The organism is Marihabitans asiaticum (genome assembly GCF_007828725.1).
GTDB lineage: Bacteria > Actinomycetota > Actinomycetes > Actinomycetales > Dermatophilaceae > Marihabitans > Marihabitans asiaticum.
Map to the genome: position 1 here is coordinate 156,252 of NZ_VIUW01000002.1, position 23,986 is coordinate 180,237.

Sequence of the window (23,986 nt, forward strand, 5' to 3'; positions counted from 1 at the left end):
AGGACCAGGGCGAAGGGAGGTCAGCTGGGTTGGTGGGGCGCCACGACGACGTCGATGCGTTGCAGCTCCTTGACGTCGGTGTAGCCCGTCGTCGCCATCGCGCGGCGTAGCGCGCCGAGGAGGTTGGTCGTGCCGGCGCTGTGGCGGCTCGGGCCGAAGAGCACCTCCTCGAGCGAGCCGACCGACCCGACCTCCATCCGCCGTCCGCGGGGCAGCTCGGCGTGGTGCGCCTCGGCCCCCCAGTGGAATCCGCGGCCGGGCGCGTCGGTGGCGCGGGCGAGGGCCGCCCCGAGCATCACCGCGTCCGCACCGACCGCGATGGCCTTGACGATGTCACCGCTCGTGCCGAGACCACCGTCGGCGATGACGTGCACGTACCGGCCGCCGGACTCGTCGAGGTAGTCGCGCCGGGCCGCCGCGACGTCGGCGATCGCCGACGCCATCGGCACGTGGATGCCCAGGGTCTGGCGGGTGGTGTGGGCGGCTCCGCCACCGAAGCCGACGAGCACGCCGGCCGCGCCGGTGCGCATGAGGTGCAGGGCGGCGGTGTAGCTCGCGGCGCCGCCGACGACGACCGGGACGTCGAGCTCGTAGATGAACCGCTTGAGGTTCAGCGGCTCGCTCTGCCCGCTGACGTGCTCGGCCGAGACGGTCGTGCCGCGGATGACGAAGAGGTCGACCCCCGCGTCGACGACGGTCTTCCAGTGTCGCTGGGTGCGTTGCGGGCTGAGCGCGCCCGCCACGGTCACGCCAGCCTCACGGATCTCTCGCAGCCGCTCGCTGATCAGCTCGGGCACGATGTCCTGGGCGTAGATCTCCTGCATCCGCGCGGTGGCCGAGCCCGGGTCGAGCGCGGCGATCTCGGCGAGCAGCGGCTCGGGGTCCTCGTAGCGGGTCCACAGCCCCTCGAGGTCGAGCACCGGCAGGCCGCCGAGCTGGCCGAAGGCGATCGCGCTCGCCGGTGACATGACCGAGTCCATCGGGGCGGCGATGACCGGCATCTCGAAGTGGTAGGCGTCGATCTGCCAGTCCAGCGAGACCTCCTGAGGGTCGCGGGTGCGCCGGGAGGGCGATACCGCGATGTCGTCGAAGGAGTAGGCCCGTCGGCCTCGCTTGCCCCGGCCGATCTCGATCTCGTTCACCGGGCCAGCGTACGTGAGCCGGTTCTTCCTGAGCCGCGCCGAGTCTGACCGACACCGATCCCCAGCCCGAGCCGTCCATCCCCCCGCTCACTCCCCCTTCGCCTCCCGATCCTGCGATCCTGGTCGGTGACGACGCACCGCACCGGTGCACGACCTTTGAGAGGGAGCAGACATGGGCAAGCTCGGCAAGATCACCGTCCTGGCCAGCGCGGCAGAGGCGGCGCGGCAGTGGGCGAAGAACAACCCGGACAAGGCCAAGGGCTACATCGACAAGGCCAGCCGGGTCGTCAACGACCGGACGAAGGGCAAGTACGCCAAGCAGGTCGACGGCGCCTCGGCCAAGGCCAAGGACGCGGTGACGAAGGGGGCTGCCCCCGCCGGCACCGCGAACACCGCCGACACTGCCGGGACACCCGCTCAGACGAGCACCCCGGCGCCCCCGCCGCCGGGCCAGGGCAACGCGGCCGGCTGAGCTGGGCCGAAAAGTCCTCGCCGGCTCAGACTTGCGAGTCGGCGAGGACCCGCAGCCCGTTGCGGTGCGCCAGGGCGTCGATGTCGGCGGCCGACCACCCCTTCGCCCGCAGCGCCGTGAAGAGCCGCGGGTAGGTGCTCACGTCGCCCAGGCCGTCGGGGAGAAGGTCGACGCCGTCGAAGTCGGCTCCGATGCCGACGTGGTCGACGCCGACGACCTCACGCAGGTGCTCGAGGTGGGCGACGACGTCGTCGACGCCCGCCGGCACCGTCGGCCGCTCCTCCTCGCGGTAGCCGCGCAGGCGCCACTGCGCCCAGTCCTCACGCAGGAAGTACGGCACGAAGTTGGCCATCACCACTCCGCCGTTGCCGGGGATCTGCTCGAGCACGTCACCCGGCACGTTGCGGGGGTGGCTGCACAGGTCGAGCGCGTTGGAGTGGCTGAACATCACCGGGCGCGTGCTCACGTCCAGCGCGTCGCGCATCGTCGTGGCGGCGACGTGGGAGAGGTCGACGACCAGGCCGAGCCGGTTCATCTCCTGGACGACCTCGCGTCCGAAGTCGGTGAGGCCGCCGTGGACCGGCTCGTCGGTGGCGGAGTCCGCCCACGGGGTGTTGTCGTTGTGGGTGAGCGTCAGGTACCGCACGCCGCGGCCGGCGAAGTCAGCCAGGTGCTCCAGCGAGCAGTCGATGCTGTGCCCGCCCTCCATCCCCAGGAGTGCCGCATGCCGGCCGTGGGCCCAGGCCGCCTCGACGTCGGCGACGCTGCGGGCGAGCGCCATCTCGTCGTAGCGCGCGCACATCGCCTCGACGAAGTCGATCTGCTCGTGAGTGGCCGCGACGGCCGCCTCGCCTTGGTGCTCGCACGGCACCCACACCGACCACAGCTGGGCGGCCAGGCCGCCCGCGCGCATCCGCGGCAGGTCGGTGTGCAGCCGCGGCTGCGGGCGAGCGATGTCGACGGCGTCGAGGTCGTAGCCGGCGAGCTCGCGGTGGTGCCAGGGCAGGTCGTTGTGCCCGTCGAGGACCCGGACCTGCTCGCCCCAGAACGGCGGCGTCACCGGTTCAGGACCGGGCACGGTCAGGAGTCAACGGAGTAGTTCGGAGCCTCGACGATCGCCTGGAGGCTGTGCGGGTGGCTCTCCTTGAGCGAGGCCGAGGTGATCCGGACGAACTTCCCCTTCGCCTGCAGGTCGGGGACGTCATGGGCCCCGACGTAGAACATCGACTGGCGCAGGCCGCCGACCATCTGGTGGGTCACGGCAGAGACGGCGCCGCGGTAGGTGACCCGGCCCTCGACACCCTCGGGGATGAGCTGGTCGTCGCTGGTGACCTCGGCCTGGAAGTAGCGGTCCTTGGAGTAGGACTTCTTGCCGCGGCTGCTCATCGCGCCGAGGCTGCCCATGCCGCGGTAGGCCTTGTACTGCTTGCCATTGACGAAGATCAGCTCACCCGGACTCTCCTCGGTGCCGGCGAGCAGCGAGCCGACCATGACCGACTCGGCGCCGGCGACGATCGCTTTGGCGATCTCGCCGCTGTGCTGCAGCCCCCCGTCGGCGATGACCGGTACCCCAGCCGGCCGGCACGCCTTGGCGGCGTCGTGCACGGCGGTGATCTGCGGCGCTCCGACGCCGGTGACGATCCGGGTGGTGCAGATCGAGCCGGGACCCACCCCGACCTTGACCGCGTCGCAGCCGGCGTCGACGAAGGCCTGCGCCCCCTCACGGGTGGCGACGTTGCCGCCGATGACCTGGATGTGTGCGGTGGCCGGGTCGCTCTTGAGCCGGGCGACCATCTCGAGCAGCAGCTTGACGTGCCCGTGGGCGGTGTCGGCGACGAGCACGTCGACGCCGGCCTCGATGAGGGTGGTCGCCCGCTCCCACGCGTCACCGAAGTACCCGATCGCGGCACCGACGAGCAGCCGCCCGTCGGCATCCTTGCTCGCGTTGGGGAACTGCTCGCTCTTGACGAAGTCCTTGACCGTGATCAGCCCCGCGAGACGCCCCTCGTCGTCGACGATCGGCAGCCGCTCGCGCTTGTGCTTGCGCAGCAGCAGGGTGGCGTCCTCGTGGGAGATGCCGACGGGTGCGGTGATGAGCGGCATCGGGGTCATGACGTCGCGCACCCGGGTGGTACCCCACTCGGCGACCGGGGTGAAGCGCAGGTCACGGTTGGTGCAGATCCCGATGAGCCGCTCGTCGGCGTCGATGACCGGCAGCCCGGAGACGCGGTACGCCCCGCACCGCTGGTCCAGCTCCTCCAGGGTCGCGTCGGGTCCGATGGTGACCGGGTTGGAGATCATCCCGGTCTGGGTCCGCTTGACGAGGTCGACCTGGTAGGCCTGGTCGGCGATCGAGAGGTTGCGGTGCAGGACCCCGAGCCCACCCTGGCGGGCCATGGCGATGGCCATCCGCGACTCGGTGACGGTGTCCATCGCGGCGGAGATCAGCGGGATCTGCAGGCGCAGCTCGCGGGTCAGCCGGGTCGAGGTGTCGAGCTCGTCGGGGTTGAGCTCGCTGTACCCGGGCAGGAGGAGGACGTCGTCGTAGGTGAGTCCGACCTTGGCGAAGGGGTCACCCTCACCCTGGTCGTCGTGCCGGTCGGGAGCGGGAGCCATTGGCCCATCGTAGGGTCACCCGCCGACTCCTCCCGAACCCCCTCGGGTGGCGTCTTGACCATCTCCAGACCTCCTTTGCCCAATCCTGACCATTCGCCGTCCCTGTCTTGATCGACCCGTCCATACGCTCGGTCTTAGGCCCGCCCGACCGACTGCCCCGGTCGGGCGTCGACGTGAGATGACGAAGGGGGATCCCATGGCCGACATTGCTCACCTGCCCGGTCCGACGGCGCAGCTGTGGGAGTGGCAGTTCCAGGGCGCGTGCCGCGGCTCCGACTCCGAGATGTTCTTCCACCCCGAGGGTGAGCGCGGCGCCGCCCGTCGCACCCGGGTCGCGGCCGCCAAGGCGGTGTGCGCGACCTGCCCGGTGCTGCTCACCTGTCGCGAGCAGTCGCTCGCGACCCGAGAGACGTACGGCGTGTGGGGCGGGCTCTCCGAGGAGGAGCGCGCCGAGCAGCTGGGCTCGGGCGCCGCGCAGCTGGCCGGCTGAGGCGGCCAGCACAGACCAGGCGACGGGGGCCTGCCGATTCAGGGGCGGCGGGCCCCCGTCGTCCTGCCCCCTACGCTGGGGCGATGGACACCGCTCACATCCGCGACGAGACGATCCGGCTCGGGCAGCTGCTCAAGCTCGCCGGGCTGGTCGAGGACGGCGCGACCGCCCGCGAGGTGATCGCTGCTGGTGAGGTCACCGTCGATGGGGCGGTCGAGACCCGGCGCGGCGCCCAGATCCGCCCCGGTCAGGTGGTCGGCCTCGGTGGGGCGTTGGTCGAGGTGGTCCAGGGCGAAGGGGAGATCGACGTCCCCTGGTGAGCCGGCAGGCTCTCAGCCCTCGAGCATCCAGTCCAGGGCCTCGGCGACGTGGATCGCCGTCGTGTCGTGCAGCGGCACCTGACAGTCCTCCTGGTCGAGCAGCAGCCCGAGCTCGGTCCCGGCGAGGACCACCCCTTCGGCCCCTCGGTCGACCATGCCGTCCATCACCCGGCGGAATCGCTTGCGGGAGTCGTCGTTGATGACCCCGTGGACGAGCTCCTCGTAGATCATCGAGTCGACCTCGTCTCGCTCCTCCTCCGTCGGGAGGATCACCTCGAGGCCACGGGCTTGCAGCGGGCCGGTGTAGAAGTCTGCGCTCATCGTCGTGGCCGTCGCGAGCAGGCCGACACGACGCTGGCGCGCCGCCTCGACCCTGCGGGCGGCGGACCCCGCGATGTGGATGAACGGGATGTCGACCGCCCCGGCGATCTGGTCGGCCACGGCGTGCATGGTGTTGGCCGCGAGCAGCAGGCCGTCTGCCCCTCCTCGCTCCAGCGAGTGCGCGGCGGCGACGAGGATCTGGGCCATCCCGTCCCAGTCCCCGGCGTTCTCCCGGTCCGTCACGGGGGCGAAGTCGACGCTGTGCATGAGGACCCGTGCGCTGTGCAGCCCACCCAGGCGCGCCTCGACCCCCTCGTTGAGCAGCCGGTAGTACTCCGCGCTCGCCGACCAGCCCATCCCGCCGATGACCCCAAGAAGCCTCATGCCTGGCAACCCTAGTCCGCCTGGTGTGCACACGCTGCACCGATCCCGAACGCGCTCTAGGCTCGCGTGCCGTGAAGGTGCTGCTGCTCGAGAACGTCCATGAGATCGCCGTCCGGACCCTGGCCGAGGCCGGCTTCGAGGTCGAGACCCGGTCCGGCGCTCTCGACGAGGCCGAGCTGGTCGAGGCGCTCGAGGGGGTCTCCCTGCTCGGCATCCGCAGCAAGACAGAGGTCAGCGCCGCGGTCCTGCGCGCTCGGCCCGAGCTTAAGGCGATCGGCGCCTTCTGCATCGGGACGAACCAGATCGACCTCGACGCGGCGGCGCAAGCCGGCACGGTCGTCTTCAACGCTCCCTTCTCCAACACCCGCTCGGTCGTCGAGCTCGCGATGGCCGAGATCATCGCGATGGCCCGTCACCTGACCGACAAGAACTCCGCGCTGCACGCCGGGGTCTGGGACAAGTCGGCGAAGGGATCGCACGAGGTCCGCGGGCGGACCCTCGGCATCATCGGCTACGGGAACATCGGCAGCCAGCTCTCCGTCATCGCCGAGGCCTTCGGCATGCAGGTCTACTACTACGACCTCGACGACAAGCTGCCCCTCGGCAACGCCCGCCGCTGCGAGACGATCGAGGAGCTGCTCACCACCTGCGAGACGGTGACGCTGCACGTCGACGGACGGGCCGGTAACGCGGGCCACTTCGGGGCGGAGCAGTTCGCGCTGATGCGCCCCCGCACCCTCTTCCTCAACCTCTCCCGCGGCTTCGTCGTCGACCTCGAGGCGCTCCGGGACAGCCTGGCGAGCGGGCATCTCGCCGGCGCGGCAGTGGACGTCTTCCCGGAGGAGCCCAAGGTGGCCGGTGATCCGTTCACCTCCAGCCTGCAGGGTCTGCCGAACGTCATCCTCACCCCGCACGTCGGGGGGTCCACCGAGGAAGCGCAGCAGGACATCGGCCGCTACGTCTCGGGGAAGCTGCGCGAGTATGCGCACACCGGGGCGACGACCATGTCGGTCAACGTGCCCGCCGTCGCGCTCAGCCAGAGCCCGGGTGACACGAGGATCCTGCACCTCCACCGCAACGTCCCTGGGGTCCTCGCCCGGGTCAACACCATCCTCTCCGAGGGTGGGGCCAACATCGACAGCCAGCAGCTCTCGACCCGCGGCGAGCTCGGCTACGCGGTGACCGACCTCGCCGGCGCGCTCCCCCAGGACACCGAGCGTCGGCTGCGCGAGCTCGAGGAGACGGTCGAGGTGCGGGTCATTACCACCTGATCCGCGGTTCTCGCCCCGATCAGCGCCCGCGGGAGACACCTCCGTAGACATGCAAATACCCCCGACCAGGGAGCGTGTGCTCACCCGATCGGGGGTATTCGAAGTGGTGTCCGGCTGCGTCCTACTCTCCCACACTGTCTCCGGTGCAGTACCATCGGCGCTGAAGGGCTTAGCTTCCGGGTTCGGAATGGAGCCGGGCGTTTCCCCTTCGCTGTGACAGCCGTAACTCTGTCGAGATATTCACGTGTTCAACCACTACCCGGTTGGGGTGTGGGTGTTCGTGTCTCGGGAACCGAGCAGTGGACGCGAGCAGTAAGTTCTTACCTGTTGGTGTTTCTTATGGTTTGTTGGTCAAGTTGTCGGCTTATTAGTACCAGTCAGCTGCGTGCATTGCTGCACTTCCACGTCTGGCCTATCAACCCAGTAGTCTGCTGGGAGCCTCTCACACCATGGGTGTGTGGAAACCTCATCTTGAGACGTGCTTCCCGCTTAGATGCTTTCAGCGGTTATCACTCCCGAACGTAGCTAATCAGCGGTGCCCCTGGCGGGACAACTGACACACCAGTGGTTCGTCCAACCCGGTCCTCTCGTACTAGGGTCAGCCTCTCTCAAGTTTCCTACGCGCGCAGAGGATAGGGACCGAACTGTCTCACGACGTTCTAAACCCAGCTCGCGTGCCGCTTTAATGGGCGAACAGCCCAACCCTTGGGAGCAACTCCACCCCCAGGATGCGACGAGCCGACATCGAGGTGCCAAACCATCCCGTCGATATGGACTCTTGGGGAAGATCAGCCTGTTATCCCCGGGGTACCTTTTATCCGTTGAGCGACGGCGCTTCCACAAGCCACCGTCGGGTCACTAGTTCCGACTTTCGTCCCTGCTTGACATGTCTGTCTCGCAGTCAAGCTCCCTTGTACACTTGCACTCGCCACCTGATTGCCAACCAGGCTGAGGGAACCTTTGAGCGCCTCCGTTACATTTTGGGAGGCAACCGCCCCAGTTAAACTACCCACCAGGCACTGTCCCTGATCCGGATCACGGACCGAGGTTAGACAACCAGAACGACCAGAGTGGTATTTCAACGATGACTCCACACCCGCTGGCGCGGGTGTTTCACAGTCTCCCACCTATCCTACACAAGCCGTCCCGATCACCAATACCAAGCTGTAGTGAAGGTCCCGGGGTCTTTCCGTCCTTCTGCGCGTAACGAGCATCTTTACTCGTAGTGCAATTTCGCCGAGCTCGCGGTTGAGACAGTGGAGAAGTCGTTACGCCATTCGTGCAGGTCGGAACTTACCCGACAAGGAATTTCGCTACCTTAGGATGGTTATAGTTACCACCGCCGTTTACTGGGGCTTAAATTCTCCGCTTCGCCACCAAAAGTGGCTAACAGGTCCTCTTAACCTTCCAGCACCGGGCAGGCGTCAGTCCGTATACATCGTCTTGCGACTTCGCACGGACCTGTGTTTTTAGTAAACAGTCGCTTCTCCCTGGTCTCTGCGGCCCTCACCCCTAGTGGGCAAGCCACTTCAGGGTTTGGGCCCCCCTTCTCCCGAAGTTACGGGGGCATTTTGCCGAATTCCTTAACCACGATTCACTCGATCGCCTTAGTATTCTCTACCTATCCACCTGAGTCGGTTTGGGGTACGGGCGGCATGCACCCTCGCTAGAGGATTTTCTCGACAGCATAGGATCACCCTGCTTCCCACAAGTGTGGTCACCATCAGGCCTGAGGATAAATGTCAGGCGGATTTGCCTACCTGACTCCCTGCACCCTTGGACGTGGACTACCATCGCCACGCGGAGGCTACCTTCCTGCGTCTCCCCATCGCTTGGCTACTACGAGATCGGGTCGAGCGTTCCACCCGCAGATGCTGACCCGAAGGCCAGCTGTCGCGGGTTTCAGACTCTTAGCATCACTCGGTTCGCCAGGGGCGGTTGCACGCCGGTTCCGGAATATCAACCGGATGTCCATCGACTACGCCTGTCGGCCTCGCCTTAGGTCCCGACTTACCCAGGGCAGATTAGCTTGACCCTGGAACCCTTGGATATTCGGCGGACGGGTTTCTCACCCGTCTTTCGCTACTCATGCCTGCATTCTCACTCGTGCGGCATCCACGACTGGATCACTCCGCCGCTTCACTCGCCGCACGACGCTCCCCTACCCAACGACACGCCTGGACACCACCCACAAGGAGTCATGTCAAGCAAAGATGTCGATGCCACAGCTTCGGTGGTGTGCTTGAGCCCCGCTACATTGTCGGCGCGGAATCACTTGACCAGTGAGCTATTACGCACTCTTTCAAGGGTGGCTGCTTCTAAGCCAACCTCCTGGTTGTCACGGCAACTCCACATCCTTTCCCACTTAGCACACGCTTAGGGACCTTAGCTGGTGATCTGGGCTGTTTCCCTCTCGACCACGGAGCTTATCCCCCGCGGTCTCACTGCCACGCTTACAACTTACCGGCATTCGGAGTTTGGCTAACGTCAGTAACCTGGTGAGGCCCATCGGCTATCCAGTAGCTCTACCTCCGGTAAGAAACACGTGACGCTGCACCTAAATGCATTTCGGGGAGAACCAGCTATCACGGAGTTTGATTGGCCTTTCACCCCTACCCACAGCTCATCCCCTCAGTTTTCAACCTAAGTGGGTTCGGTCCTCCACGACGTCTTACCGTCGCTTCAACCTGGCCATGGGTAGATCACTCCGCTTCGGGTCTAGACCCAGCGACTAAAACGCCTCATTTAAGACTCGCTTTCGCTACGGCTTCCCCACACGGGTTAACCTCGCCACTGAGCACTAACTCGCAGGCTCATTCTTCAAAAGGCACGCCGTCACAAGACTTAACGCTTGCTCCGACGGATTGTAAGCACACGGTTTCAGGATCTATTTCACTCCCCTCCCGGGGTACTTTTCACCTTTCCCTCACGGTACTTGTCCGCTATCGGTCACCAGGGAATATTTAGGCTTAGCGGGTGGTCCCGCCAGATTCACACGAGATTTCTCGGGCCCCGTGCTACTTGGGATAACTCACGGGAGTGCACAACATTTCGTCTACGGGGGTCGCACCCTCTACGCCCAGCCATTCAAGACTATTCGACTATGCCACGCATTTCTCACTCCCTGACGGATCATCAGCTCCGCCGGCAAGCTCCCACAACCCCGCACCTGCAACGCCTGACAGCTATCACACAGGCACGGTTTAGCCTGATCCGCTTTCGCTCGCCACTACTCACGGAATCGCGGTTGCTTTCTCTTCCTGTGGGTACTGAGATGTTTCACTTCCCCACGTTCCCTCAACCCTGCCTATATATTCAGCAGGGAGTGACTGGACTTAACCTCCAGCCGGGTTTCCCCATTCGGAAATCCTCGGATCACAGTCTGGTTATCGACTCCCCGAGGCTTATCGCAGATTCCTACGTCCTTCTTCGGTTCCTGGTACCAAGGCATCCACCGTGCGCCCTTAAAAACTTGAGCCACAAAAGATACACAAAGATAAGATGCTCGCGTCCACTGTTCAGTTCTCAACACACGACCAGCCACCAACCGAAACCACCAGCACCACACACCACCAACAAAAGAAGCGCGAACTCCTTCTGCAGGCGACGGGTATACCGGCCACGGCCAGCCCCAGCCACAGAGACCACCACACACCACCCCACGGGCGGCGCATGATCCCTCAGGACCCAACAACGTGCCATCTTCTTCTGTGCCGACACCCACCACACCAGACCCCATCAGGCAGCTTTCCCCACCACCAAGCACCCCCACCCTCGAAAAAGAGAGAAGGGGACGCGTGGTGGTCGTACTCACGCCAACAGGGCCCACAGCAGTGAGCGCCTCGCAACCGATGTTCCACCCAGAGCAACCTGCCGCCCCACACACGGGGACGAAACAGGCCACCACCAACCCCACCACGTGGGGCCGGTTGAGTGAGCTCCTTAGAAAGGAGGTGATCCAGCCGCACCTTCCGGTACGGCTACCTTGTTACGACTTAGTCCCAATCACCAGTCCCACCTTCGACGGCTCCCCCCACAAGGGTTGGGCCACCGGCTTCGGGTGTTACCGACTTTCGTGACTTGACGGGCGGTGTGTACAAGGCCCGGGAACGTATTCACCGCAGCGTTGCTGATCTGCGATTACTAGCGACTCCGACTTCATGGGGTCGAGTTGCAGACCCCAATCCGAACTGAGACCGGTTTTTTGGGATTCGCTCCACCTTACAGTTTCGCAGCCCTTTGTACCGGCCATTGTAGCATGCGTGAAGCCCAAGACATAAGGGGCATGATGATTTGACGTCATCCCCACCTTCCTCCGAGTTGACCCCGGCAGTCTCCTATGAGTCCCCACCATCACGTGCTGGCAACATAGAACGAGGGTTGCGCTCGTTGCGGGACTTAACCCAACATCTCACGACACGAGCTGACGACAACCATGCACCACCTGTATACCAGCCACAAAGGGAACACCCATCTCTGAGTGCGTCCGGTATATGTCAAGCCTTGGTAAGGTTCTTCGCGTTGCATCGAATTAATCCGCATGCTCCGCCGCTTGTGCGGGCCCCCGTCAATTCCTTTGAGTTTTAGCCTTGCGGCCGTACTCCCCAGGCGGGGCGCTTAATGCGTTAGCTGCGGCACAGACCTCGTGGAATGAGGCCCACACCTAGCGCCCAACGTTTACGGCATGGACTACCAGGGTATCTAATCCTGTTCGCTCCCCATGCTTTCGCTTCTCAGCGTCAGTAGTGGCCCAGAGACCTGCCTTCGCCATCGGTGTTCCTCCTGATATCTGCGCATTTCACCGCTACACCAGGAATTCCAGTCTCCCCTACCACACTCTAGCCTGCCCGTACCCACTGCACGTCCAAAGTTAAGCCTTGGATTTTCACAGCAGACGCGACAAACCGCCTACAAGCTCTTTACGCCCAATAATTCCGGACAACGCTCGCACCCTACGTATTACCGCGGCTGCTGGCACGTAGTTAGCCGGTGCTTCTTCTGCAGGTACCGTCACCCAAAGGCTTCTTCCCTGCTGAAAGAGGTTTACAACCCGAAGGCCGTCATCCCTCACGCGGCGTCGCTGCATCAGGCTTGCGCCCATTGTGCAATATTCCCCACTGCTGCCTCCCGTAGGAGTCTGGGCCGTGTCTCAGTCCCAGTGTGGCCGGTCGCCCTCTCAGGCCGGCTACCCGTCGTCGCCTTGGTAAGCCACTACCTCACCAACAAGCTGATAGGCCGCGAGTCCATCCCAAACCGAAAAACTTTCCACACCACCCCATGCGAGGCGATGTCATATCCAGTATTAGACGCCGTTTCCAGCGCTTATTCCAGAGTCCGGGGCAGGTTACTCACGTGTTACTCACCCGTTCGCCACTAATCCACCCGTGCAAGCACGGGCTTCATCGTTCGACTTGCATGTGTTAAGCACGCCGCCAGCGTTCGTCCTGAGCCAGGATCAAACTCTCCGTTGATGAACAAAACCCCCACCCCCCACAAAAGCAAGAGGCAAGAGCCAATCCAAAACACCGAAGTGTCAAACATCCCAGCCGAGACGCAACAACTAGCAAAACCTAGTCATCACAATCCCAACCAAAGGAAAAGACCACCACCAACACACACCCACACCACAACGATGCAGGCACACGCCAGTGACAGCCCAAAAAAATTGGCATCGATCACTAAAAAAATGACACGCTGTTGAGTTCTCAAGAATCACACACACACCAACAAGCACAACCCAACCGGGCCACACCATCAGGGCGTCTGATCATCAGTCACTGCCATGCTTGGGTGATGAGTCCGTGACCCGCTCTTGGAGCGACCGGCCTCACACGCTTGGATCTCAGCGACGAGGTGCAACGTTACCAGACTCTTTCGCCTGCTCCAACTCGGTGACCTGTCCGGCTCGTGGCCTTCGTAGCTGCCTCGTCGGCGTTGCGAGTAGAAAGTTAGCAGGGCCTTGGCGCATCGTCCAAATCGGCTGTCCTGCACCGCATCCGGGCGCTTCCAGGCCCGCGGAGCTCACCGTCCGGGAACGCCGAAGGGGGCGCGCCGCACGGTCGCGGCACGCCCCCTTGGACGGGGTGATTCCTCAGCCTCAGTGGTGGTGTCCGTGACCACCAGCGGCGGCCGGCTCCTCCTCCTCGGGCTTCTCCACGACGAGGGTGTCGGTGGTGAGCACCATGGAGGCGATCGACGCGGCGTTGACCAGCGCGGAGCGGGTCACCTTGACCGGGTCGATGACACCGGCGCCGACGAGGTCGCCGTACTCGCCGGTCGCGGCGTTCAGCCCCTCGCCCGGGGCCATCTCCTGGACCTTGGAGACCGCGACATAGCCCTGGATCCCGGCGTTGTCGGCGATCCAGCGCAGCGGCTCGACCGCGGCCTTGCGCACGATGGCGGCTCCGGTCGCCTCGTCCCCCTCGAGGGAGAGGTCGTCCAGCGCGCTCATGGCGTGCACGAGGGCCGTGCCGCCGCCGGCGACGATGCCCTCCTCGATCGCGGCGCGGGTCGCCGAGATCGCGTCCTCGATGCGGTGCTTCTTCTCCTTGAGCTCGACCTCGGTGTGGGCGCCGACCTGGATGACGCAGACGCCACCGGCCAGCTTGGCGAGGCGCTCCTGGAGCTTCTCGCGGTCCCAGTCGGAGTCGGTCCGCTCGATCTCGGCCTTGATCTGGGCCACGCGGCCCTCGACCTCGCTGTGCTCGCCCTGCCCGTCGATGATCGTCGTGCTGTCCTTGGTGACGACGACCCGGCGGGCCTGCCCGAGGTCCTCGAGGCCGACCTGGTCGAGCTTGAGGCCGACCTCCTCGGCGATGACCTGGCCACCGGTGAGGACGGCCATGTCCTGGAGCATCGCCTTGCGGCGGTCGCCGAACCCGGGGGCCTTGACCGCGGCGACGTTGAAGGTGCCGCGCATCTTGTTGACCACGAGGGTCGAGAGGGCCTCGCCCTCGATGTCCTCGGCGATGATGAGCAGCGGCTTGCTCGCCTGGACGACCTTCTCCAGCAGCGGCAGCACGTCGGCGATGGCCGAGATCTTGCCCTGGTGGATGAGCACGTAGGCGTCCTCGAGAACGGCCTCCATGCGCTCGGCGTCGCTGATGAAGTACGGGCTGATGTAGCCCTTGTCGAACTGCATGCCCTCGGTGAAGTCCAGGGCGGTCTCGGCCGTCGAGGACTCCTCGACGGTGATGACCCCGTCCTTGCCGACCTTGTCGAAGGCCTCGGCGATGGTCTCGCCGATCACGGTGTCCTGGGCGGAGAGCGCCGCGACCTGGGCGATCTCGTCCTTGCCCTCGACCTCGCGGGCGTTCTCGAGCAGGCGCTTCGAGACGGCCTCGACGGCCTGGTCGATGCCGCGCTTGAGACCCGACGGCGCCGCGCCGGCCGCGACGTTGCGCAGGCCCTCGCGGACCATGGCCTGGGCGAGCACGGTCGCCGTCGTCGTGCCGTCACCGGCGATGTCGTTGGTCTTGGTCGCGACCTCCTTGGCGAGCTGGGCGCCGAGGTTCTCGTAGGGGTCCTCGAGCTCGATCTCGCGGGCGATGGTCACGCCGTCGTTGGTGATGGTGGGAGCGCCCCACGCCTTGCTGATGACGACGTTGCGGCCCTTGGGGCCGAGCGTCACCTTGACGGCGTTGGCGAGCGCGTCGACGCCGCGCAGCAGGGCGTCGCGGGCGGAGTCGTTGAACTCCAGTTCCTTGGCCATGTCAGTCCTTCTCGCAGTTGGGTGTCACGCGGCGAAAGTGTCACGCGTGAGGTGTCACGGAGTGGGCAGCACGACGCCCCGGGGAGCCCGGGCGGGCTCGCACCCGGGGCGTCGAGCAGTTGCAGCAGATCGGTCAGCCGACGATCGCGAGGACGTCGCGGGCGGAGAGGATGAGGTACTCCTCGCCGCCGTGCTTGACCTCGGTGCCGCCGTACTTGGAGTAGATGACGCGGTCGCCGACGGAGATGTCCATCGGGACGCGCTCGTCGCCGTCCTCGTTGAAGCGGCCGGGGCCGACGGCGACGACCTCGCCCTCCTGCGGCTTCTCCTTGGCGGTGTCCGGGATGACCAGGCCCGAGGCCGTGGTCTGCTCGGCCTCGACCGACTTGACGATGATGCGGTCCTCGAGCGGCTTGAGCGAAACCGACACGTTGGCTCCTTCGTGGGATGTCTCGGTGGAGTGGGTCTTCAGGTGGCCGGTACCGGTCGCCGTCGCGGGGGTCGAACGGTGCCCGTCCTGGCACTCACCGGCGGTGAGTGCCAACACAGAATCTATGCCTCGGTTAGCACTCGGTCAACCTGAGTGCCAGCGGCGGGTGCGCCGCCGCGCGACGGGGCGAAGGGGGTGAGACAGTGGCCGTCGTGGACGTCTCGACGGTGCGGGCTCTGGCGAGCCCGGAAGGGCACGAGCTGCTGAGCAGCCTCCCGCCCTACGACGAGGCCACCGTGCTCCCCCTTCAGGCCGAGCTGCGGGCCCGCGGCCACAGCCCGGACCTCGTGGCGGCCGCGCTGACCCAGCACCGGCTCCGACGCCGGGCCGAGGCTAAGTTCGGCGAGTTCGCCTCCGGGATGCTCTTCACCCCCGACGGCCTGGAGCAGGCAACCCGGATCGAGGTCGCCGCCGCGCACGCCTCCCGTTACGCCGCCGCATCGCTGGCGACGGTGCACGACCTCGGCTGCGGCATCGGCTCGGACGCCATGGCTCTCAGCTCGCTCGGGGTGACCGTCCACGGCGTCGACCAGGACCCCCTCACGGCCGCCGTCGCCGATGCGAACCTGCGCCCCTGGCCGGACAGCCGCGCCCGCCCCGGCCAGGCCGAGCACGTCGAGCTGCCGGCGGACCCCCTTCGCTCCCGGGTCGGGGTCTGGCTCGACCCGGCCCGCCGCACCCCCGGACGCACCGACGCAACCGGGCGGACCCGACGGGTGTTCCGGCTGGACCAGATCTCGCCACGGTGGGAGCTCGTCCTCGACATGGCGACCGCGGTCCCAGCCACCGGGGTCAAGATGGCGCCGTCGCTCCCCCACGACGTGCCGCCGCTGGGCACCGAGGCGCAGTGGACGTCCTACGACGGCACCGTGCTCGAGTGCGCAGTCTGGTGGGGACCCCTCGTACGCACGGCCGGGCGCTCGGCCCTCGTGATGCGCCGCGGCGCTCCGGCGGCCCGGGTGGACCAGGACCAGTCCGAGGAGTCGCCGCCGTCGCTGCGCACCCTCGGCGGGCTGGGTCCGTATCTCTACGAGGTCGACCGCGCGGTCGTCCAGGCCGGGCTCGTCGGCGCCGTCACCGCCGCCACGGGCGGCGCCGAGGTGGAGCCGGGTCTCGGCCTGGTCTCCTCCGACCAGGCCGAGGACCTCCCCTTCGCCCGTCGCTACCGGGTGCTCGAGGCGATGCCGTACGACGTCAAGGCGCTGCGCGCCTGGCTGCGGGAGCGCTCGATCACCGGGCTGACCATCAAGAAGCGCGGGATCCGGGTCGACGACGACCAGCTGCGCCGGCAGCTGAAGATCGGTCGCGGCGCGGGGCGTGGCGACCAGGCGGTGATCGTGCTCACCCGGGTGGCCGGCGAGCAGAGCGTGCTGGTCGTCGAAGCCTTCTCATGAGGGGCCCGGCCCCAGCCCCACGACGCAGGGCGAGGCGTGCGACGCTGGGAGCGAGCAGCTGGCCACCACCGCGCCCGACACATCGAGATCTATCGAGACCTATCGAGATCCGTCGAGATCCACGAGACAGGAGTCGCAGATGACCCAGTACGCCGTGACCAACCCCGCCACCGGTGAGGTGCTCGAGACCTTCCCCACCGCGACCGACGAGCAGATCCAGGCCGCGCTAGACGCTGCCCAGCGCGGCTACGAGGAGTGGCGCGAGGTGCCGCTCGAGCGGCGCCAGGAGATCCTGCGTGAGGTCGCCGCCAGCTACGACCGGCGCAAGGACGAGCTCGCCGCGATCATCGCCACCGAGATGGGCAAGCCGGTCGCCCAGGGCCTCGGCGAGGTCGCGATCTGCAGCTCGATCTACACCTACTACGCCGACAACGCCGCCGACCTGCTCGAGGAGGAGGAGCTCGGCACCGTCGGCGGCAGCTCCACGGCCGTCGTGCGCAAGGAGCCCGTCGGTCCGCTGCTCGGGATCATGCCGTGGAACTACCCCTACTACCAGGTCGCCCGCTTCGCGGCGCCGAACCTCGTCCTCGGCAACACGATCATCCTCAAGCACGCGCCGCAGTGCCCGTCTTCCGCCCGGATCATCGCCGAGATCTTCCACGAGGCCGGCGTGCCAGATGGCGCGTACGTCAACGTCTACGCGACGAACGACCAGGCCGCCGACATCATCGCCGACCCTCGGGTGCAGGGCGTCTCACTTACCGGCTCCGAGCGAGCCGGTGCCGCCGTCGCCGAGATCGCCGGGCGCAACCTCAAGAAGGTCGTCCTCGAGCTCGGCGGGTCCGACCCGTTCATCGTCCTCGAGGACGCCGACGTCGCGGCCGCGGTGAAGAACGCCGTGTCCGGGCGGTTCGGCAACGCCGGACAGGCCTGCAACGCTGCCAAGCGGCTCATCGTCCACGACAGCCTCTACGACGACTTCGTCGAGGCGCTGACCACCTCGACCGACGGGCTGAGCGTCGGCGACCCGAGCGCGGAGGGGACCTTCGTCGGGCCGATGTCCTCCGAGCAGGCCGCGGCGGACCTGCAGGAGCAGGTCGACGACGCCGTCGAGCACGGCGCCCGGGTCCTCGTCGGCGGGTCCCGCCGAGAGGGCGACGGCTTCTACTTCGATCCGACGGTGCTCGTCGACGTGCCGCAAAGCGCTCGCGCCTGGTCCGAGGAGCTCTTCGGGCCCGTCGCCGTCGTCTACAAGGTGTCCTCCGACGACGAGGCCGTCGAGCTGGCCAACTCCAGCGCCTACGGTCTCGGGGCGTCGGTGCACTCCGGCGACGTCGACCGAGCTCTCGAGGTGGGCTCGCGCCTCGAGTCCGGCATGCTCGCGATCAACGAGCCGTCCGGGACCAGCGCCGAGACCCCCTTCGGCGGGGTGAAGCGCTCCGGCTTCGGCCGCGAGCTGGGCAAGTACGGCATCGAGGAGTTCTGCAACCACCGTCTGGTCCGCGTTCGGTCCCGGTGAGCGACGACGAGGCGAAGGGGGTCAGCTCGGCAGAGCAGGCGCAGCCGGCGACCCCGCTGGACGGGCTGCGGGTGGCCGACTTCTCGCGGGTCCTCGCCGGGCCGCTGACCACGATGACGCTGGCCGACCTCGGCGCGGACGTCATCAAGATCGAGCGGCCCGGCCTCGGCGACGACACCCGCGCCTGGGGGCCGCCGTGGACCGACCGCTCGTCGTCGTACTTCGACTGCGTCAACCGCTCCAAGCGAAGCATCGCGCTCGACCTCACCGACCCGGTGGACCGCGAGGTGGCGCGACGGATCGCGCTCGACGCGGACGTGCTCGTCGAGAACTTCCTCGACGGCACCCTGGGGCGGTTCGGGCTGGGCTACGACGACCTCGCGGAGGACAACCCCGGCCTGATCTACTGCTCCGTCACCGGCTTCGGCCGCGAGGGTGGGGCGCGCATGCCCGGCTACGACTTCGTCGTGCAGGCGGTCGGCGGGCTGATGAGCATCACCGGCGACGAGTCGTCGGGCCCGACGAAGGCGGGCGTCGCTCTCGTCGACGTGCTCACGAGCAAGGACGCGACGATCGCCATCCTCGCGGCGCTCGCCGAGCGCTCCTGTAGCGGGCGCGGGCAGCGCGTCGAGGTCGCGCTGCTCTCCTCGCTCCTCGCGGCGCTGGTCAACCAGTCCGCAGCTGCGCTGACCACCGGTACCTCCCCCGGTCTCCTGGGCAACCGCCATCCCTCGATCGCGCCGTACGAGACGCTGCGCTGCGCCGACGGCGAGCTCGCCGTCGCGTGCGGCAACGACCGGCAGTTCGCCGCTCTGGCCGCGGCGATCGGTCAGCCCGGCCTCGCCGACGACGAACGCTTCGCGAGCAACCCCGCCCGGGTCGGTCACCGCGACGAGCTCGTCGCAGCGCTCGAGGCACGGCTGGCCACGGGTGGGGTCGAGCACTGGGCGAAGGTACTCGGCGCCGCCGGTGTGCCTGCGGGAGCCGTCGGCGACATCGCCACCGGGATCGAGCTGGCCCGCTCGCTCGGGCTGGACCCGACCTGGCAGGTCGGGCCCGGCGAGCAGATCCGGCACCCCGCCAGCTACTCACGCAGCAGCACCCGCCGGCCGACCCTGCCACCTGACCTGGACGAGCACGGCGACGAGGTCCGCGGCGGCGACCCGTGGTGAGCCACGGTCGGTCGGGCGGCCACCCCGCTCCCGTACCGTGGACGCCGTGACCTCCCCCCTTCGCTCCCTGCCGCTCGGAGCCGTCCTGGCACTCGCCGCCTGCTCCGGCTCGACCCCCGCCGCCGAGACCCCGTCCAGCAGCTCAGCGCCCAGCCCGAGCGCGGCGGAGTCGAGCACCAGCACACAGGCCCAGGGGCCGTCCGAGTGCGTCTCGTCGGTGAGCGAGGCGATGACCCCCGAGCAGCGGGCGGGCCAGCTGCTCATGGTCGCCCTCACCCCGCAGATGGGTCAGGACGGGCTCGATGCCCAGCTCGCAGACGGGCTGGGCAACATGCTCTACCTCGGCGGGTGGGAGGGCCGCTCACGCGTCGCCGAGGCCAGCGCACACCTCCAGGAGGGCGCTCCTACCGTCGACGGCACCACCATCGGCATGCTCATCGCCGCCGACCAGGAGGGCGGCGAGGTCCAGCAGCTCACCGGCGAGGGCTTCTCGACCATCCCCTCCGGGGTGGAGCAGGGCGGGCTGGGCAGCGAGGAGCTCATCGCCTCGGCCCTCACCTGGGGCAATGAGCTGGGGGCCGCCGGCGTCAACGTCAACCTCGCCCCGACGGCCGACACCGTCCCCGAGGAGATCGGCAAGAGCAACGCGCCGATCGGCCAGTACGGCCGTCAGTACGGCTCGACCCCGGCGGCAGCCGGCCAGGGCGCCGCCTCGTTCGCGGCCGGGATGCACGCCGCGGGCGTCATGCCGACCGCGAAGCACTTCCCCGGCATCGGCCGGATCACCGGCAACACCGACGCGACCGCCGAGGGGATCACCGACGAGGAGGCGAGCACCGACGACCCCCACCTCGCCCCCTTCGCCACGGTGATCAAGGCCGCGCCGACCCTGGTGATGGTCGGCTCGGCCCGCTATCCCCAGATCGACGAGGCGAACCAGGCCCCCTTCAGCGAGGCCATCGTCACCGACCTGCTCCGCGAGCAGCTGGGCTTCGACGGCGTGGTGATCACCGACGACGTCGGCGTCGCCAAGGCGGTCGCGGACGTCCCGGTGGCGGAGCGGGCCACGCGGTTCCTCGCGGCCGGGGGCGACATCGTGCTCACCGCAGACGCCACGCAGACCGCCACGATGCAGGGGGCGATCGTCGACCGGGCGAAGGGGGACGAGGAGTTCGCGGGGAAGGTCGAGGACTCGCTCACCAGGGTGCTCACCCTCAAGGAGTCGATGGGCCTGCTGCGCTGCGGCTGACCCCCTCGCGTCGCAGCGAAGAGCCCCGCACGTCGCGACGTGCGGGGCTCTTCTGCGTCCTTGAGGGGAAGTCCTACTTCTTCTCCTCGGTCAGGAGGGTGTCGAAGGCGTCGCCGTTCTCCTCGATCCAGGAGTCGATCGCCTCGGCTTCCTTGCCCTCGTCGAACTCGTTGACGACCTTGTCCTCGAGGGAGCCGTACTGCTCGTCATCGAGCTGGATGCCCTTGATCAGCTCGGCGGCCTCGGGGTACTCCTCGGCGAAGCCCTTGGTGCCGAGGAAGTGCAGGCCCTCGCTGTCGCCGAGCGCACCCTTGGGGTCCTCGAGGTCGCGCATGCCGAACTCGCTGTTGGCCCAGAAGGGGCGCCACAGGGTCACGACGATCTCGTCCTCGTCGCCGGTGGCCTTCTTCAGCTCACCGAGCATCCCGGCGGTCGAGGAGGTGATCAGCTCGAAGTCGCCGTCCAGCCCGTACTGCGGGATGACCTGCTCCTTGGTCGCCTTGGTCAGGCCGGCGCCCGGCTCGATGCCGATGATCTTGCCGTCCAGCTCGTCCTTGAAGTCCGGGAGGTCCTCGATCGAGGTGATCTCGCTGTACTCCGGGACCGCGAAGGTCAGCTTGGCGTTGTCGTAGTAGGTGCCGACGTCCTCGATGTCGTCGCCGTACTCGTCCATGTAGGACTTGTGGGTGACCTCGGGCCAGGCCGAGGGGTACATGTCCACATCGCCCTGCGAGAGCGCGGTGTAGAGCGGGGCGGCCTCGGTGAGGGTCTGCATCTCGACCTCGTAGCCGAGCTTGCCGAGCTGGTCCTCGAGCAGGTAGGCCGTGCTCAGGCCGTCGGTCCAGCTCGGGATGAAGCCCATGGTGATGGTGCCCTTGTCACCGCTGTCACCGGCGCCCTCGCCGGAGCCGGAGTCCGAGCCACCGTCGTCGCTGCCGCAGGCAGCGAGGGTGAGCCCGAGGAGCGCGGCGCTGGCCGCGGCGGTCGTCGTGCGGAATCGTCGAGAGGTCATGTGCTCTCCATCCTTTCGGTGTCGGCACCTATCGGTCGGTGCCCGTCGTGCATCGGGGGTCTTAGGAGCTGGCGAAGCGGTCACGCACCAGCCGGTACAGGGAGTGGGGGTAGCGCCCGGGGTCGCCGAGGGCGCCGGTGAGCCGATCGAGGAAGATCGCGAGGACCACCACGCCGAGACCGGCCTCGACACCCTGCGGGATGTTCAGGCTGGCGATCGAGGCGACAACCTCCTTGCCCAGGCCGTCGGCGCCGACGAACCCGGCGATGACCGCCATCGACAGGGCGAGCATGATCACCTGGTTGACGCCCGCCATGATCGTCGGGGTCGCCAGCGGGATCTGGATGCCGCGGAGGATCTGCCGGGGCGTCGCGCCGAAGGCCTGACCGGCCTCGACCGTCTCGGAGTCGACCTGGCGGATGCCGAGCTCGGTGAAGCGCACACCCGGTGGCAGGGCGAAGATCACCGTGGCGAAGAGCCCGGGCACCACGCCGACGCTGAAGAAGATGATCGCCGGGATGAGGTAGACGAAGGCCGGCATCGTCTGCATGAAGTCCAGCAGCGGCTTGACGACGGCGCTGACCCGGTCGTTACGGGCGGCAGCGATGCCGATCGGGACGGCGATCCCGACCGCGACGATGGTCGCGACGAGCACGAGGGCCAGGGTGAGCATGGCGTTCTCCCACTGGCGCATCGAGGCGATCAGGGCGAAGGAGACCAGCGTGCCCAGGGCCAGCTGCCAGGACCGGACGAACCAGGCGATGAGGGCGAAGATGAGGATCATCACCAGCACCGGCGGGGCGAGCAAGATGTCGACGAGCAGCTGGATGACCCAGCCCATCGCGGCGCTCAGCGCGTCGAAGACGGCCTCGGCGTTGTCGGTGAGCCAGTCCAGCACCTGGCTGGCCCACTCGCCGATCTCGATCCGGGGGAAGCTCTCCTCGTTCATCGGGCCTCCTCGGTCTCGCTCTGAGCTGGTCGGTAGATCTCGTGCGGGTCGGTGTCGCCCCCGCCGTCGGTCGTGGGCGAGTCCTCGGCGGGCGGCTCGACCTCCGGGTTGCCTCCGGCGGCGAGAAGGGTGACGAGCGGCACCGTCCCGAGCACCCGCTCCTGCTCGTCGAGGACGACGACCGGCCCCTGGTTCTGCGAGGCGCTGGTGTACATGTCAGCGAGTAGGGTGTCCGGCGCGGCGACGGCCAGCTGGTCCGGGCCGATGATCGGCAGGCTCTCGGAGCGCTCGCTCACCGCCTGTGCCACCGCGCCCTCCTCGACCATCCCGACGAGTCGGCGGTCCCGGCCCTGGACGACGAGCCAACGCATCTGGCCCTCGCGCATCAGCTTCTGCGCGGCCAGCGGCCCGGAGTCGCGCCCGATCACGGCCGGCGGTGACTCGAGCACGTCCGCGGCGGTGAGCACCCGACTGCGGTCGACGTCCTGGACGAAGGACGCGACGTAGTTGTTGACGGGGTCGTTGAGGATCTCCTGGGCGGTCCCGATCTGCTCGATCCGACCGTCGCGCATCATCGCGATCCGGTCGCCCAGGCGCATCGCCTCGTTGAGGTCGTGGGTGATGAAGAGGATCGTCTTGTCCAGCCGGTTCTGCAGATCGACGAGCTGGTCCTGCATGCCCCGCCGGATGAGCGGGTCGAGGGCGCTGAACGCCTCGTCCATGAGCAGGATGTCGCTGCCCGCCGCGAGGGCCCGTGCCAGGCCGACGCGCTGGCGCATCCCGCCAGACAGCTCGTCGGGCCGGTACCCGCCCCAGCCGCCGAGGTCGACCATCTCGAGGGCCTCCTCGGCCTTGCGGTGCCGGTCCGCCCGGTTCACCCCCTGGACCTCGAGGGCGTACGCGGCGTTCTCCCCCACGGTGCGGTGCGGCAGCAGCGCGAAGTGCTGGAAGACCATGCTGACCTTCTCGCGCCGGACCCGGCGCAGCTCCTCCCCCTTCGCGCGGGTCACGTTGACGTCACCGAGCGTGACGTCTCCGTCGGTCGGGGTGAGCAGGCCGTTGACCATCCGGATCAGGGTCGACTTGCCCGACCCGGACAGGCCCATCACGACGAAGATCTCGCCCGGCTCGATCTCGAAGTCGACGTCGACGACGGCAGCGGTCAGCCCAAGCTCTTCCTTGATCTCGGCTCGGCTGCGCCCCTGCTGCAGGGCGGTGACGCCTCGCTCGGGGCGTCGGCCGAAGACCTTGTAGAGATGACTGACGCTGATCGCGCTCACGGGTCTCCTGGGATGTCTCGGGACGGTGGGCCACCGCGGTCCTGGCCAGCGCGAGGTGACGAACGATCAGGCAGCTGACCCGCAGCACGTCCTCGTGCGCGACGGGTGGCAGATCCCCCCACCACACCATGCGGGCACCGCGACCTTCAAGAATTGGTCAAGATCGTGACCTCGCCGAGACCTCGGTGGGCGGG

The 23,986-nt window shown here is 67.4% G+C and carries 17 protein-coding genes and 3 rRNA genes; 8 read left to right on the plus strand and 12 right to left on the minus strand.

The window, feature by feature from the left end:
* Positions 1 to 20 precede the first annotated feature (20 nt).
* The gene (locus FB557_RS05260; protein ID WP_144856343.1) at positions 21 to 1,142 is read right to left on the minus strand and encodes a GuaB3 family IMP dehydrogenase-related protein; all 1,122 of its coding nucleotides are present in this window, start codon (positions 1,140 to 1,142) and stop codon (positions 21 to 23) included.
* 172 nt (positions 1,143 to 1,314) lie between these two features.
* Between FB557_RS05260 and FB557_RS05265 the strand changes: the two genes are divergently transcribed.
* Positions 1,315 to 1,614 carry an antitoxin gene (locus tag FB557_RS05265; protein ID WP_144856345.1) on the plus strand — a complete coding sequence of 100 codons (300 nt, stop codon included), beginning with the start codon at positions 1,315 to 1,317 and terminating at the stop codon, positions 1,612 to 1,614.
* Between the two features lie 25 nt (positions 1,615 to 1,639).
* Here FB557_RS05265 and FB557_RS05270 read toward each other — a convergent pair whose 3' ends face one another.
* Together FB557_RS05270 and guaB are read right to left on the minus strand one after the other, a co-directional pair.
* Positions 1,640 to 2,692 (minus strand): dipeptidase, encoded by a 1,053-nt coding sequence (locus FB557_RS05270; RefSeq protein ID WP_246074472.1) that lies wholly within the window; start codon positions 2,690 to 2,692, stop codon positions 1,640 to 1,642.
* A 2-nt stretch (positions 2,693 to 2,694) separates the two neighbouring features.
* Positions 2,695 to 4,230 carry an IMP dehydrogenase gene (gene guaB / locus FB557_RS05275; protein WP_144856347.1) on the minus strand — a complete coding sequence of 512 codons (1,536 nt, stop codon included), beginning with the start codon at positions 4,228 to 4,230 and terminating at the stop codon, positions 2,695 to 2,697.
* Between the two features lie 196 nt (positions 4,231 to 4,426).
* On the opposite strand from guaB, the gene FB557_RS05280 reads away from it, so the two are divergent.
* Together FB557_RS05280 and FB557_RS05285 are read left to right on the plus strand one after the other, a co-directional pair.
* A complete protein-coding gene (locus FB557_RS05280) occupies positions 4,427 to 4,720 on the plus strand; it encodes a WhiB family transcriptional regulator (protein WP_144856349.1) in 294 nt (97 codons plus the stop codon).
* Between the two features lie 83 nt (positions 4,721 to 4,803).
* The gene (locus FB557_RS05285; RefSeq protein ID WP_144856351.1) at positions 4,804 to 5,040 is read left to right on the plus strand and encodes an RNA-binding S4 domain-containing protein; all 237 of its coding nucleotides are present in this window, start codon (positions 4,804 to 4,806) and stop codon (positions 5,038 to 5,040) included.
* Between the two features lie 12 nt (positions 5,041 to 5,052).
* Here FB557_RS05285 and FB557_RS05290 read toward each other — a convergent pair whose 3' ends face one another.
* Entirely contained in the window at positions 5,053 to 5,745 is a 693-nt protein-coding gene (locus tag FB557_RS05290; RefSeq protein ID WP_144856354.1) for an aspartate/glutamate racemase family protein, read from the minus strand.
* Between the two features lie 71 nt (positions 5,746 to 5,816).
* On the opposite strand from FB557_RS05290, the gene serA reads away from it, so the two are divergent.
* The gene (gene serA / locus FB557_RS05295) at positions 5,817 to 7,016 is read left to right on the plus strand and encodes a phosphoglycerate dehydrogenase (RefSeq protein ID WP_144856356.1); all 1,200 of its coding nucleotides are present in this window, start codon (positions 5,817 to 5,819) and stop codon (positions 7,014 to 7,016) included.
* Positions 7,017 to 7,124: 108 nt separating this feature from the next.
* Here serA and rrf read toward each other — a convergent pair.
* The 5 genes from rrf to groES all read right to left on the minus strand — a co-directional run bounded on the left by rrf (position 7,125) and on the right by groES (position 15,157).
* Positions 7,125 to 7,241 (minus strand): 5S ribosomal RNA (gene rrf / locus FB557_RS05300).
* Positions 7,242 to 7,363: 122 nt separating this feature from the next.
* Positions 7,364 to 10,494, minus strand: a 23S ribosomal RNA gene (locus FB557_RS05305).
* Positions 10,495 to 10,962: 468 nt separating this feature from the next.
* Positions 10,963 to 12,487, minus strand: a 16S ribosomal RNA gene (locus FB557_RS05310).
* The 16S, 23S and 5S rRNA genes sit together here, the layout of an rRNA operon.
* Positions 12,488 to 13,113: 626 nt before the next feature.
* Entirely contained in the window at positions 13,114 to 14,727 is a 1,614-nt protein-coding gene (groL, locus tag FB557_RS05315; RefSeq protein WP_144856358.1) for a chaperonin GroEL, read from the minus strand.
* A 133-nt stretch (positions 14,728 to 14,860) separates the two neighbouring features.
* Positions 14,861 to 15,157: a co-chaperone GroES gene (groES, locus tag FB557_RS05320; RefSeq protein WP_144856360.1), complete on the minus strand. Its 297-nt coding sequence runs from the start codon at positions 15,155 to 15,157 to the stop codon at positions 14,861 to 14,863.
* A gap of 212 nt (positions 15,158 to 15,369) precedes the next feature.
* On the opposite strand from groES, the gene FB557_RS05325 reads away from it, so the two are divergent.
* The 4 genes from FB557_RS05325 (at position 15,370) to FB557_RS05340 (ending at position 20,551) form a co-directional block, all read left to right on the plus strand.
* Positions 15,370 to 16,611, plus strand: a complete 1,242-nt coding sequence (locus FB557_RS05325; protein ID WP_144856362.1) for a class I SAM-dependent methyltransferase — start codon at positions 15,370 to 15,372, stop codon at positions 16,609 to 16,611.
* Positions 16,612 to 16,750: 139 nt separating this feature from the next.
* Positions 16,751 to 18,130, plus strand: coding sequence for an NAD-dependent succinate-semialdehyde dehydrogenase (locus FB557_RS05330; RefSeq protein WP_144856364.1), 1,380 nt, complete (start codon positions 16,751 to 16,753; stop codon positions 18,128 to 18,130).
* Positions 18,127 to 19,302, plus strand: coding sequence for a CaiB/BaiF CoA transferase family protein (locus FB557_RS05335; RefSeq protein WP_144856366.1), 1,176 nt, complete (start codon positions 18,127 to 18,129; stop codon positions 19,300 to 19,302). Before FB557_RS05330 ends, FB557_RS05335 begins: the two co-directional genes overlap by 4 nt.
* Before the next feature lie 46 nt (positions 19,303 to 19,348).
* Positions 19,349 to 20,551 (plus strand): glycoside hydrolase family 3 N-terminal domain-containing protein, encoded by a 1,203-nt coding sequence (locus FB557_RS05340; protein WP_246074474.1) that lies wholly within the window; start codon positions 19,349 to 19,351, stop codon positions 20,549 to 20,551.
* Positions 20,552 to 20,624: 73 nt separating this feature from the next.
* Here FB557_RS05340 and FB557_RS05345 read toward each other — a convergent pair whose 3' ends face one another.
* The 3 genes from FB557_RS05345 to FB557_RS05355 form a co-directional block, all read right to left on the minus strand.
* Entirely contained in the window at positions 20,625 to 21,563 is a 939-nt protein-coding gene (locus FB557_RS05345) for a glycine betaine ABC transporter substrate-binding protein (RefSeq protein WP_144856368.1), read from the minus strand.
* 61 nt (positions 21,564 to 21,624) lie between these two features.
* Positions 21,625 to 22,512, minus strand: a complete 888-nt coding sequence (locus FB557_RS05350) for an ABC transporter permease (RefSeq protein ID WP_144856370.1) — start codon at positions 22,510 to 22,512, stop codon at positions 21,625 to 21,627.
* Positions 22,509 to 23,792: a quaternary amine ABC transporter ATP-binding protein gene (locus FB557_RS05355; protein ID WP_144856372.1), complete on the minus strand. Its 1,284-nt coding sequence runs from the start codon at positions 23,790 to 23,792 to the stop codon at positions 22,509 to 22,511. The genes FB557_RS05350 and FB557_RS05355 overlap by 4 nt, the downstream gene beginning before the upstream one ends.
* Between the last annotated feature and the right edge of the window lie 194 nt (positions 23,793 to 23,986).